Source organism: Fictibacillus halophilus, from assembly GCF_042680145.1.
In the GTDB taxonomy this organism is placed as follows: domain Bacteria; phylum Bacillota; class Bacilli; order Bacillales; family Fictibacillaceae; genus Fictibacillus; species Fictibacillus halophilus_A.
The window spans coordinates 2,702,862-2,716,525 of sequence record NZ_JBHTNQ010000001.1 but is presented as its reverse complement, the minus strand read 5'-3'; the positions used below and the strand labels follow the sequence as shown (position 1 = coordinate 2,716,525).

Annotated in this window: 7 protein-coding genes; 5 read left to right on the top strand and 2 right to left on the bottom strand. The window is 38.3% G+C overall.

Annotation, left to right across the window (positions count from 1 at the left end):
* Positions 1–1,953 carry a S8 family peptidase gene (locus ACFQ4X_RS13850; RefSeq protein ID WP_379836023.1) on the top strand — a complete coding sequence of 651 codons (1,953 nt, stop codon included), beginning with the start codon at positions 1–3 and terminating at the stop codon, positions 1,951–1,953.
* Positions 1,954–2,045: 92 nt separating this feature from the next.
* On the opposite strand, the gene ACFQ4X_RS13845 is transcribed toward ACFQ4X_RS13850, so the two are convergent.
* Positions 2,046–3,065, bottom strand: coding sequence for an S-layer homology domain-containing protein (locus tag ACFQ4X_RS13845; RefSeq protein WP_379836021.1), 1,020 nt, complete (start codon positions 3,063–3,065; stop codon positions 2,046–2,048).
* Between the two features lie 560 nt (positions 3,066–3,625).
* Here ACFQ4X_RS13845 and ACFQ4X_RS13840 point away from each other — a divergent pair.
* From ACFQ4X_RS13840 to ACFQ4X_RS13825, 4 genes are all read left to right on the top strand, one after another.
* Positions 3,626–6,388 (top strand): S-layer homology domain-containing protein, encoded by a 2,763-nt coding sequence (locus tag ACFQ4X_RS13840; protein ID WP_379836019.1) that lies wholly within the window; start codon positions 3,626–3,628, stop codon positions 6,386–6,388.
* A gap of 216 nt (positions 6,389–6,604) precedes the next feature.
* Positions 6,605–7,732: a stalk domain-containing protein gene (locus tag ACFQ4X_RS13835; protein WP_379836017.1), complete on the top strand. Its 1,128-nt coding sequence runs from the start codon at positions 6,605–6,607 to the stop codon at positions 7,730–7,732.
* A 135-nt stretch (positions 7,733–7,867) separates the two neighbouring features.
* Positions 7,868–8,719 (top strand): copper amine oxidase N-terminal domain-containing protein, encoded by an 852-nt coding sequence (locus ACFQ4X_RS13830; protein ID WP_379837178.1) that lies wholly within the window; start codon positions 7,868–7,870, stop codon positions 8,717–8,719.
* 289 nt (positions 8,720–9,008) lie between these two features.
* Complete coding sequence (locus tag ACFQ4X_RS13825; protein ID WP_379836015.1) at positions 9,009–12,494, top strand: S8 family serine peptidase; 3,486 nt, start codon at positions 9,009–9,011, stop codon at positions 12,492–12,494.
* 114 nt (positions 12,495–12,608) lie between these two features.
* Here the strand turns inward: ACFQ4X_RS13825 and ACFQ4X_RS13820 are convergent, their stop codons facing one another.
* The gene (locus tag ACFQ4X_RS13820; RefSeq protein WP_379836013.1) at positions 12,609–13,346 is read right to left on the bottom strand and encodes a nuclease-related domain-containing protein; all 738 of its coding nucleotides are present in this window, start codon (positions 13,344–13,346) and stop codon (positions 12,609–12,611) included.
* Between the last annotated feature and the right edge of the window lie 318 nt (positions 13,347–13,664).

The window sequence follows — 13,664 nt, the reverse complement described above, 5'->3', positions numbered from 1 at the left end:
ATGCTCAATTTCACGTCAAAGTTCGGGGCTTTTTTCATTTCCGCTTCTTTACTTACCACCTCTTTTCCTGTCCAACATACATATGCTTTTGAATCTTCTTCAATGAATCAACAAGAAGATATTACAAACTCTTATATAGTAGTTTTTCACTCACGAATAGATGAGGATCTGATTAAACAATTTGGTGGTACGATCAGCTCCAAACTTCAGAGTATTAATGCTTTATCTGTCTCCCTTACAAAGAATGCCGCTCTAGAACTTGTGCAATATCCAACCGTAAAGTTCATAGAGCAGGACAAGCAAGTGGTGATGGAAGAACAACGCATAGATCCAAAAATCTATGAATTAAATTATCCGAAGCCGGAAGAACTACGTACCGATAGCTATTACACTGGAAAAGAAATAAAAGTAGGAATTCTGGATACTGGAATAGATACTGCTCATGTAGATTTATCCGTTTCAGGAGGGATTTCTTTTGTGCCTGGTCAACCATCATACAATGATGACAACGGACATGGAACACATGTTGCGGGTATTATCGCCGCTCAAAACAACGACATCGGAATCCAGGGATTAGCACCAAATGTTCAACTCTATAGCATTAAAGTGCTAGATGAAGAAGGATTGGGACAGTACTCTCAGATTATTGATGGAATCGAATGGGCCACTCAACAAGGACTCGACATCGTTAACTTAAGCCTAACGGGTAAAGAGAGTTCTTATGCGCTAAAGCTAGCTGTGGATGAAGCGTACAAGAAAGGTTTATATATCATAGCAGCTTCAGGTAACCATTCTAACAATACATTCAGTGAAGACCAGTCCGTATACTATCCCGCTAAATACGAAAGTGTCATAGCGGTGGGAGCGGTCGATCCATTCAACAAACATCCTAAATTTTCTGGGTCTGGTCCCGAACTCGAACTCGTTGCACCTGGGGTGGACGTGTATAGTACTTACATGAACAACTCATATGAAACACTAACTGGAACTTCCATGGCAACACCATATGTAACAGCAATCTACGCATTATATAAAGAGGCTTATCCATTTTTAACAACAGCTGAACTGCGCAACAAAATCCAGCAGCGAGCAAAAGATCTTGGAGCAGTGGGGCGTGATGTGAATTTTGGATTTGGATTGATTCAAGCACCAGAGTTGCCGGATACAACTCCTCCAACAAAACCTGAAAATGTATCTTATAAACTATCATCTAATGGTAAAGTTACACTAATGTGGACTGCTTCATATGACAAATCACCTATCATAGGCTACAACGTTTATCGAAATGGAGAAAAGGTAAAAAATCTTCTATATGGTTTTCAACTGAACGATACGGTAAAACCTGGCCTTTACAAATACGAACTTTCTGCAGTAGATGAATTTGGAAACGAATCACAAAAGAGTGTAATAGAAGTTAAAGTTTTGTTTTCTGATGTACCGACATCTAAATGGTATAGTGAATATGTTTACGACTTAAATGCAAGAAATATAGTTGGAGGTTATCCTGACGGCAGGTTTTACCCTGAAAAGCAAATACTTCGTGGGGAAGCAATCACCATGATCGGCAGAGCATTAAAACTAGATGGATCACTTAAGGCTACAGACTTTCCTGATGTTACTGAAACATACTTTGCATCCGGCTATATAGCGGAGATGGCACGAAATAAACAAGTGACTGGGTATCCAGATGGCAGTTTTAAACCAAACCATACAATTACTCGTGCAGAAGTCGTCACACTATTAAATCGGGCATTCGCATTAAAAACTCAAGATACATCAACAAAAATATTTTCAGACGTAACAACAAACCTTTACGCTTACGAAGCCATCCAGAAATTTGCTACTGCTTCAATAGCTAATGGTTACGAAGATGGGACCTTTCATCCAAACAAACCGGTAACTCGTGCAGAAATGACCGTATTTCTATCAAAAACGATAAAAGAAAGCAACTAAAAAAAGCTGTTCTCCCATTCCGGGAAAACAGCTTTTTTGCATTTGCGAATTTTTTACAAATAATATGAAACTTTTTCCAACCTAGCAACGTCTTATTTTATGGCTAACTTAGTTAATGCTCTGTAAAGGAAAGTAGAGAACTCAGCTCGTGATGTTTCGTTCAGCGGTTTAAAGGTGTTGTCTTCAAAACCGGATGCAATGTTGTTTTCGCTTAGACGCTGAATGGAGTCATATGCCCAATATCCTTCTTTTACATCTGGAAATGAATTTTCAGTTCCTTTATCAGCAAGTACGAATGTTTTAGAGATTAATTCGGCAATTTCATCACGTGTCATTTCTTGGTTCGGTTTAAACGTTCCATCTGGATATCCGTTAATAATACCAGCTTCTTTAACCGCATTGATTGATTCAACTCCCCAAAAGGAAGTAGAAACATCTTTAAATTTACTGTATGAAGATGAAGAATCAAGATTTAAAGCATTCGCAACCATTTTAGCGGCTTCAGCTCGTGTTACTGATTTTACTGGTTTGAACTGGCTATATTCATATCCATTCATTACACCTTTTTTACTTAAGTTCGTAATCGGTGTGTATGCCCAATATCCAGTAGGAACATCGTGATATTGTCCTTGAGGCAAAACAGCAAGTGTAGCAACCTTTTCTTCTGATAAATAACGGCGCGCTCCTAAATATCGTGAACCCCAGTAATATGGGTCATTAATTGATGAAATCGTAACACCTTTAGAGGAAGAAGCGTGAATGAAATTTCCGTTTCCCACATAAATACCTGAATGTGATGCACCTGCTTTATATGTAGTAAAGAAAACTAGGTCACCTTGTTCCAAGTCCGCTTTTTTAACAGCAGTTCCCCCATTGAACTGATCTGTTGTCATTCGTGGAAGTGTGATGTCGTATTGCTTATATACATATGAAGTGAAACCTGAACAATCAAAGCCGGTAGATGGTGAAGTACCACCCCAAGTGTACTTAATACCTATGTACTTTTTTGCTGTTGTTACTAAGTCCTCACGTTCTCCTGCGTTAGCTTGTCCTGGAAGAAGAGTGAGTACTGTTAAAAGAGATAAGATCCAAGCCCCCAACTTTTTAACCACTAAAAACACTACCTTTCCCCATATTGTGACTATTTAAACTAGTATTTAGCGAATTTTCTATTTTTTTCTACAAAAGTTAGTCTATCACAAATCGGGACTTTGGTAGGTTACAGTTATGTAACAGATATGACAAATAGATTATTAGTTTTTGTAAAATAACAAGAAAATATTGTAATATATTTATTTTTACTTTTTTGCTAAAGATTTCTAAAAAGCTGTCGATATTACGTGTGGCTGGGGGATATAACTTCCAATGTTCGACCTATATTTACAATAAATACTATTAATTAGAATTTTTTGTATAAAAAATGATTGCAAAAAATGAAATATATTGTAAAATGGTTGTAACAAGGTAAAACTTGCCACTTGTGAGTAATGATGGAAAAACAATAATATTTTAGTAGTGTTAGATATTTTTGTTGACAGACTAAATTACCACAAATATACTATTTATTGTTATTGTTTGAATAATTTGGTATTTACTGATCGTTGGGCCCTGAGACTCATAGATTAGTTAAATCATATATTAATAGTTACATATTAAGGGAGGAAATAACGAAATGGCGTCTAAGTCTTATCGTAAATTTATGGCAACTGGTCTATCTGCAGCAGTAGTTGCTTCAGTAGTAGCTCCAGTAGCTGGTGCAGCAGCAAGTTATACAGATGTAAAAGATACTCACTGGGCAAAAGAAGCAATCGATTACGTATCTGAAGTTGGATACATGCAAGGGAATGGGAAGGGATTTGCTCCTGATACAAACATGACTCGTGCAGAAGCAGCTCAACTTTTCACAAATATTTTCGGGATCGCTGATGAAAGCCTAACAGAAGATTTTTCTGATGTATCAGAAAAAGATTGGTTCCATGATGCAGTAGCAGCTGTTCTTGAGCATGAAATCATGAACGGTATGGGTAACGACAAATTCGCTCCAAATGCTAACCTAACTCGTGGTCAATTGGCAGCAATCGTAGTACGTGCATATGGATTTGAAGGTGCAGAAGGAAGTGAACATTCTTTTTCTGACATCGAAGGTCACATGTTTGAAGAAGAAATCTCTATCCTAGCTAGCCTTGGTCTTGTTAACGGAGTAGGTGGAGACAAATTTGCACCAGATGCTCACGTAACACGTGCTCAAATGGCGCAAATTATCTACAACATTGATAACCCTGCTGATTTCCTTCCAGTAGTTACAGCAGTAGAAGCTGTTGACACTAAAACTGTAGAAGTAACTGTTGAAGGATCTTGGACTCAAGAAGATGTTGACGCTTTAGTTGAAGCTGGATATGAGCTTACTGTAGAAGGTGAAGAGTCTCATAAAGTAGGTAAAGTAACAGTTAAAGCTGCAGATGCTTCTGCTAGCGAAGATACTACTACTCTAGTTCTTAGCGAAATCTCTCCTGAACTTGTTGAAGGTGAAGAATTCAGCCTTGCAGTAAATGGTGAAATTGTAGAAGGGTCTACATTTGAAGTTCCAGTAGTAACTCCAAAAGTTGCATCTGTAAGTGCGATTAACGCTAAACAAGTTGTTGTTAACTTTAACAAAACATTAAATTCTGATTCTGCTGTTGTTGGTGATGCTTCAGAAGCTGCTCTTTATACGTTAGACGGTACTCCTGCAACATCTGCTGTTCTTTCTGATGATAAAAAGTCAGTTACTTTAACATTCGCAGGTGATGTAGAAGGTGCAGATCAAGTATTAGTTGTAAATCCAATCGTTACTAATGATAAAGACGAGAACGGTGCTTGGGTTAAAACTGTAAAGTACAGTGGAATCTTTAGCTATACAGATTCAGCTAAACCAGTAATTACTAGCACATCTTATGCAAACGGAAAAATCACTTTGAACTTCTCTGAAGATCTTTCTGCACTTCCAACAGTAGTTCGTGTTAATGGTGTTCCTGTAACAACATTTGCTTTTGCAGCTGGTAGCACTTCAAAAGTTGAAGTAACAACTACTCTTGCAGCTGGCACTACTGCTTCTTTATATGTAGCTGGTGCACTTGACGATGCTAACACACCAAATCTAATGGATCTATACAACGGTTCAGTTGTAGCACCTGGTACAGACACTGAAAAACCACGTATATCTTCATTCGTAGTAACTGGCCAGAATACAGCTAAAGTTACTTTAAGCGAAGCTGTAACAGAAAATCCAATCAATGCTACATTACAAAAAGGTGCTACTCAGACTCCTGTAACTTTAGTTAAGGATACTACAGATACTACAGGCAAAACTTATACACTAACTGTTGATCTTAACGCAGGGACTGCTGGAGATGGAATCTTCTCTGGAACTTCAACAAGTGAAACTTTCACTCTATATGTAGCTGCTAACGCTATGACGGACGTAGCTGGATTGAAAAATGATCTTTATAGCACTTCTTTAACTTTCGTTAAAGATACAACTGCACCGTCTGTAACTTCTTCACAAGTTGGAACAGACAACAAGAAGTTAGAATTCACATTTAGCGAAGCTTTAACAGTTGTTGGTGCGGATTCAAGCATCGTTATCACTAATGGCGAAGGTGTACGTATTGCAGCTGATGCAACTGAAACAGTTGTAAAAGGTAGCGATAACAAAACTTACCAAATTGATACTAAGACTGGCGATGTAGCTCTTGATGCTGGTACTTACACAGTTTCAATTCCTGCAGGATTCTTTACTGATGCATATGGTAACGCTTCTGCAGCTGTAACGGGTACATTTACTGTAGGAGCTCCTTCTTCAAGTGATACAGTAAAACCAACTGCTACAGTTGGAACAACGGCTACAAATACATTTACTGTAACTTACAGTGAAGAAGTAAGTTCTTCAGGGTTAAGCCTGGCTAACTACAAGTTAGATGGTCAAGCTTTACCAACAGGAACTGATATCTACTTCACTGATTCAACTAAAAAAGTAGTAGTTATTGCACTTCCTACAAACACTGTAAACTTTGGTAACCAAGCTACTGGTGCTGCTGCAGTACTATCAGTTTCAGGTGTTACTGATAAAGCTGGAAATGCAATTAACACTTCTTACTACGGTGTAACCGTTAAGGATAACACTGCTGCAACTATTACTAATGTTCAAGTAATTGGACAGGACGTATATGTAACATTTACAGAAAACCTTACTGTTCCAGCAGTAGCTGCTGATTCAGTATTTGACATCAAAGTAAATGGTGTAGCAGTAGCGGCTACAACAAACCTAGCGGCAGTATCTGGAAATGCTAAACAAGTTAAGTTTACTTTAGATGCTACTCCAGCTGGTACTCCAGTAGTTACTGTAAAAGCAGCTCAAATTGCATTAACTGATGCTAATGGTGTTGCTGTAAAGTAATAGTCAATTTAGCTAATGTATTATGAGAGCTCTGTAGAGAAGAATCTTTACAGGGCTTTTTTCTGTGGGGAAATTCCTGTATTTATTTTTGTATTATAGAATATTTTAAAGTTAGTTAAAACACAATAATTATTTATTGTTATAAATTGGTAAAAAACTTATAATGAGTACAAATTTCTAATGATTCTGATGGTTAAATGAAAAGGGGGATAAATCTTGTTCAAGAAAAGAAGATTAATAGTTTCTTGGTTTTTAAGCTTAACACTTATAATCACATTTAATTTTTCAAATTCAACAAACGCAGCTTTTGCAACAAAATCTGTAACCTACTTAGCGCTCGGTGATTCTCTAGCAGTTGGGCAAAACCCATACATGAGACTAGGTAAAGGGTACACGGATATACTTTCAGAAGATCTAAAAAGAATAGGATTTCTGCAGTCCTTTTCTAAACAATATGCTTTTTCCGGTTATACCTCCCAAAGAGTGCTCGAAGATATCTTCAATGACGTCAAAAAAGGAACCGGTGAGACGATTGGAATCAGAGGCAACATCGCAAAAGCTGACGTAATTACCTTAGATGCTGGAGCAAACGACCTTCTACGAAAAATGAAACGCACAGAAGAGGGACTTTTCATTGAACCCACAGTTCTTGCAGAAGTTTTAATACAAGTTGAGACCAACTTGGAAGACATTCTAGAAGAAATCAACACTCTTAATCCAGATGCAAAGGTATATGTAATGGGATATTACAATGCTTATCCATACTTGCCGACTGAGCAACAAAATCAGTTTCTTCCTATATTAGATCAACTAAATGCAGCCATCCAGAATGCTACTAATAGTGAAGGTGCCATTTATGTACCAACCAAAGACGCGATTGCGGTTAATCCTAAAGTTTACTTACCTAACTCAAAAGATATTCATCCTGGATTGAGTGGATACAAAACGATTGCAAATGAATTTTGGAAAGTGGTATACCCTGAGATAACACACCACTATAAAAATTCTATTTTTGTGAACGGAGTCTATCAAACTTTTGAACAGGATCCCGTAATTATCAATGGTAGAACACTTGTCCATGTACGAGGTGTGTTTGACGATCTAGGAGCTGAAGTAAGCTGGGACAATAAAACGAGATCAGTAATCATTAAGAAAGATACTGATGTGATTAAGCTGTTTATTGATTCGAATAAAGTATACAAAAACGGGAAGCTGTTACAGATTGACGTTTCAGCCAAAATTATAAATGACAGAACTATGATTCCACTTCGATTCATCTCTGAGTCCATTGGGGCAACAGTAGAATGGGAGCCAGTAACAAGAAATGCGTTTATAGCCAACTAAGTAAATGACCGCTTTTCCTTTGAGAAAAGCGGCTTTTCTATTGGAATTATTGGACATTATCTGACTATTTAAACAGTTTGAATAAAGCCGATATATAGATGGAATATGAATAAGAGGGGGATACTTTTGAAAAAAATGATTGTTTTTTTGTTAGCGTTGTTTTTGCTCGTCTCACTATTGCCAACCAAAACGGAGGCAGCAGGTGAAATTAAAGTACAAGTCAATGGCAATCTATTAATCTTTGATGTCCAGCCTTATATGGACAATAATAGAGTGCTGGTTCCCCTCAGAGGCGTTTTTGAAAAGTTAGGTGGGGAAGTTACCTGGAATAACGAAACACGGTCTGTATCTGTAAAGCATACAGGAGGAACAGTCAAGTTAACATTAGATTCAAAAAACGTTTTAATTAATGGAAAACAAAAAGCTATTGATGTACCAGCCAGACTAAAGGATGGCCGTACATTTGTACCTCTTCGATTTGTAGGAGAAGCAATGGGTGCTGATGTGAAATGGTCTGGATATAATCAAACGGTTTATATTTTTTCAGGCGAACTTACGAATTTTTTAAAGCCCTTTACCAAAGGAATGACAAAGTCAGACATTGAAAAACTTGTTTCTGTGACAAAGTATTTTGACCTTGGTGATGGAGAAGTCATCGCATATGCTCCAATGAAATTATATGGACATGACGCAACGGCTGAGTTTGATATTTTAAAGAATGGTTTAATGACGGTAACTGTTTCGTTTGTGGTAGATGGGGAAGTCGCAGCAATCGGTAAAAAATATAGCGACAAGGTGAAAGCTGAGTATGGAACCTACACAAAAAATAGATTTGAATTCTATGATTATAGTTCTACATGGGAACAATACCTTTTTCCGATAAATAATCTGTTTTATGTGAATGCTAACCAACGAGCGAATGGAAAAGTTGAGGTTAAGATCGAAAAGATTTTCCCGAATACAAAAACGACAATAACGATTAACTAAGGAATATCTTTTAGGTGAGATCAAGGAAAACAAAGAAGAAGCTCCCAATTCTGTAATTTAAATTCACCATCTAAGTCTTAAATGTCAATATTTTGTTAAATGGATTAAAGCCCTTTCTATTATTGTTGAAAGGGCTTGTTTAGTTAGGGAAATTGCAAACGTTTTTTCAAAGGTTTTCTATTAAAACGATAGTAATATATTTTTGTAAAAATTTGTAAAATAGTTTGAAAATTTGCTATACTAGTTTACGAGAGGTACCAAAAATTTCTATTTTAGAGGGGTTGAAGGTATGAACAAATGGCATAAAACGCTGGCGTCGCTTGGACTGTCTGTCAGCTTAATAGGCTCAAGCTTTGCGCCTGTTTTTGCCGAGACGGATCAATACTCTGCAGAGAAGAGTTCTATTCCAGTCTCCGAATTATTTAAACCAGGAAATCGAGTAAAGGAGAACCCGTACAATCTGGCTAAGCAAAAAGACCAGATTAGTGACTCTGTGTTAGTCGTAAAGTACAACAAATCGTTGTCAACCAGCGATCACAAAAAAGCGGGAGCAACACTGCAACGCAGAATTACATCTCTTGGGTACGATGTTGTAAAGATTAACAAGGGTAAGAAGATGGAAGACGTAATAAAAGCTTACGGCAAACTAAGCAAAGTAGATATTGTTTCACCAAGTGCGAATTTCGTTAAACTTGGGACGACTGATCCAAAGATTGATCAGCAATACCACATGTCTCTATTAAATGTGGACAAGGCTCAATCTATGGCTGGTAAAAACAAAGTACGTGTTGCTGTTATCGATACGGGGATCGATTCAAAGCATCCTGAATTAAAAAACAAACTGTTGCCGTCCTATAATGCGGTAAACCCAATGAACCAAGGTGCACCTGATTATCATGGTACCCATGTTGCGGGAATCATTGCATCAGAAAAAGGAAATGGTGTCGGCGGTTACGGGATTAACCCAAACGTTGAGATTCTTCCGATCGATGTATTTGACCGTATGGGCGGAGCTTCGGATTACGTAATCGCGGACGCTATTATGTATGCCATTGAGAAAAAAGCAAAAGTCATCAACATGAGCTTAGGAAGTATTTTCCCGTCTCCGCTGATCCAAGATGCGGTAGCAAAGGCCATTGCAGCTGACGTAACAGTTGTTGCTGCAGCGGGGAATGAAGGGATGAACCTGAACAGTTATCCTGCAGCTTTTGAAGGGGTAATTTCTGTTGGTTCCACAAACAAAGATAATATGCTTTCTACTTATTCTACATACGGACCATCTGTGGACGTAGTAGCACCAGGTGAGGATGTATATGCACCGCTTTATGATTACGAGAAGAAATCCACTTTCTATAAACTTAGCGGAACATCCATGGCATCTCCAGTAGTAGCGGGTGTGGCTTCTCTTTTATTATCAAAAAATCCTAATCTTAAACCTAAACAGATCGAGTATATCTTAGAGCAAACCGGTAAAGATCTTGGTGCAAAAGGCTACGATATTAAGTATGCGAACGGTCTTGTGGATCCTGTTAAGGCGTTAAGCTTTGACATTTCTAAAATTCCTAGCTCTGTTTATGTTGCAAAAAGTAAGACAAGCTTATTAAAAGCAGCTGAAAAAGTGAATCTTTCCGAGAAATTGGTGAAAGAAGGCACCATCAAAAAGGCATACGAAGAGCAGTTTATCCAATTCCCAGTGAAAAAGGGTGAACTTGTTCAAACGGTTCTAGAAGGTTCAGCTGATTATGACTACAAGTTTACGTATTATCTAGCTGGAAAAGCGATTAAGCCTCTTCAAAAGGACGTAAATAAGACACTTGAAGGCAAAACAGAAGGTCATTTGTATGAAGTGCCTGAAGATGGAACGCTTGTGATCGGCGTTAGTGACGTGAACGGAAACTACAATGCAGATGGCAAGTCTGCTTATAAACTGTCAGTTGAGAAGTTTGATGGTTTACTTGAGGATACAAACACGCGTGAAAATCCGGTAGCGGTTGAATCATTCCCGTTTGTTTCTGAAGGGGAAGGTGATTGGACGTTCACTGGTCATGACGGAGATTCTGATTTTTATTCGTTTAAAACAGAAGAGTCTCAGATTGTGAAAGTTGCTATTAGCGGCGTTCCTGGAATCGACTCGACGCTTAGCTTGAAAATGATTGAGCCATGGCCGGAAGACATGCCTGAAGATATGCCAGAGGATATGCCTCCAATGGAGCAGGAAATGGATATCGTAAACCTAAAGCCAACTGGTGAAGGTGAAGTTCTAACCTTTGAAGCAATGCCTGGCATGGAGTATGTGGTTGAAGTTGATAACCATACACCAGGATTCTTCTTCCCAATGAGTTTGTTTGAAGATGGAATGAACCGTGAATATCCTTCTTCACATGTTCCGTATTCACTTACTATTGATGCAAAACCTGTATCTGAAGATGAAGATGGCTTCCCGAATGGTGAGCATCTAGAAGAAGAGTACATGGAAGGCGACATGGATGTTGAAGAGTACATCTCTAAGCGCAATGAGTACAAAAAGAACCACCATGATTCCATGGGTGGCGAAGACGACTGGATGGAAGAAGAAAAAGCAATGCTCGAGCGCATTCGTGAAGCAGCATTAGAGTACGATCCTGAAGCAGGTGCAGAGGGATACTTCCAATATGCTGGTGATGAAGATTTCTACAAGTTTGAAGTAGAAGAGAGCGCAATCTTTGAAATCGACTTAAGTGCTTCTGAAGCAGTTCCAGCAATGGAAATCATGAAGATCATGGAGTTCGAAGATGGATTTACAACACTTGTACCTGTTGCAACGAACATCACTTGGGGCTTCTTCGATATCGGAACTAAAGATAAGTTTTCAGCAGGTCTACAGTCTGGAGAAGAATACTTTATCCGTGTGATGCACCCTAACTATCAACCAAGCTTTGATAAGTACAGCTTTACTTCAAAAGTTGTGGTTGAAAATCCGGAAGACAAGTACGAGCCAAACAATGATATTGAAAAAACACCAGTAAAAGACATGGCTGCTGAAACAGTACGCGGTAACTACGCGATGAACGGCGACTATGATGCTTATTATGTTAAAGCAAAAACGAACGGCTTGTATGGTGTACATTACAAAACAGTTGCACCTACTAAAGAAATGCAGGAAAAATATCCGGACTTGTTAAAACCAATTGACGGAGTAATCGCCATTTTGGAAGACAAAAACGGCAACCGCATTTTAGATCCGGAAGAATATAGCTCTGCACGTATGTATGACAAGAGCTGGGATAGCGGACCGGAACAAGGTTCATTCCAAGCAAAAGCTGGTAAAGGATATTTCGTAATCGCTGACCAATGGCTGTGGGATTTCCCAAGTCCGAACCTTAACGAGTACGAACTGACTGTAAAACCAGTTAACACGAAGGATGAAGATACTGGTTCTGCTGTGAAAAACAACGTTCCATCCAAGCCGATCGTACTAAAACGCAACTCTACAAAAGAGTGGGAAAGCAAAGGCTATCTGAATGCTGGGGTAGCTAACGGAGACGCTGACTGGTATACGTTTAGCTTTGATAAATCACACACAGGTAAAATTTCATTTGACAACGAAATGATCGATGGCGTCATCAGCCTTTATGACAGCAAAGGAAAACTAGTCGCAACATCTGATACTTATGCACTTGGTGATGCTGAAGTATTGAACTTCAACATTAAAGGTGGAAAATACTTCATCAAAGTAAACGATGTTTTTGGCAACGTATCCTTAACTCAATATTCCTTAAAGATGAAGATTAACTAAGTCATACGAGGCAGCTCCAATAATGGGGCTGTCTTTTTTTATGTGACATTCATTAGCGGCAATAAGTTGTAGGAACGTGACTTTGTAGATCCTGTATATGGAAGATTTAGTGCTCTAAGGAGGTACGTTGTAATACTTCTGGAGGGGAGATTTAAGAAGTCTTTGCATTCTTGGTTTGTAATGTTGGGTGAGATCAGGAGTGTAATCTATAAGTGCGTCCACATGAGCATTTTTTAATTTGTGTTGATAAATGGGACACCGCCAATTTGCTCCTTTATAGTACAAGATGAAAGACTGGTCACATTTGGGACATAAAACGCCCTTCACTAATTCGCGTTTGTCCATTTGAAACAGAGCGCAAACATCCGGATCGTGGGTGTCATGTAATTTAAACAATTGTTTACTAAGTTTCTTCATCTCCTTACTCGTCAATATAGGAGTTTGATATTTTTGCTGGAATAGCGTGAACTTATGAAGAAGTTGAACACTCTTGATAACTCTTGCGAGTGCTTCTTTATATGAAGGGGAGAATTCTACAATCGTAGATGGATTTGTAATGACAACAAGTCTTTCAATCGGAATGATAGGAAACTTACATTGCCTCAAAATTTGTTTTAAGTGGTAACTTTGCCGCTTTACCTGCTCAATGGGGTCTTCAAAGCACTCCCTTTTCCCGTCCAGCATCCGAATCATCTGTTTTACCTTATCATCAAAATAAAGGTGTCCGGCAAGGTTCTTAATCTCTAAAATGAGTAGAAATGTAGGCGTAAGTATAAGTTGATCCATCTGAAAATAGTATTCATCATGCATGATTCGTAACCCCGGAAGATATAGGAGTCCATCTTTTGGCAATAGCGATAAAAGTATTTCAGAGATTGTTCAACAGTAAACCCAGCTAAATCTTCGGTGGCTATCCAAAATTTGAGGTCTTTTATGATGTGTGTGGGAGCTTCGCTTCAATAAGATCTCCAGTTTCTTAATAATTATTGGTGGTTTTAGCTCAATTTTATTCATATCTATTCTCCTCTCATTTTTTATATAGCTGATGAAGCTAGTTTGGAGCATTAATTGGGGAGTGACAAAAAGTGAAATGATCCATTTATCTCTCGAATTTTGTTAATCTCTCGAATTTCCCTAGTAATCTCACGAAAATGAACGGCAATTTCACGA

Excerpts from the sequence above, each read along its gene's own strand:
- ACFQ4X_RS13825 (WP_379836015.1), top strand. The coding sequence starts at position 9,009 with ATGAACAAATGGCATAAAACGCTGGCGTCGCTTGGACTGTCTGTCAGC.
- ACFQ4X_RS13830 (WP_379837178.1), top strand. The coding sequence starts at position 7,868 with ATGATTGTTTTTTTGTTAGCGTTGTTTTTGCTCGTCTCACTATTGCCA.
- ACFQ4X_RS13840 (WP_379836019.1), top strand. The coding sequence starts at position 3,626 with ATGGCGTCTAAGTCTTATCGTAAATTTATGGCAACTGGTCTATCTGCA.
- ACFQ4X_RS13850 (WP_379836023.1), top strand. The coding sequence starts at position 1 with ATGCTCAATTTCACGTCAAAGTTCGGGGCTTTTTTCATTTCCGCTTCT.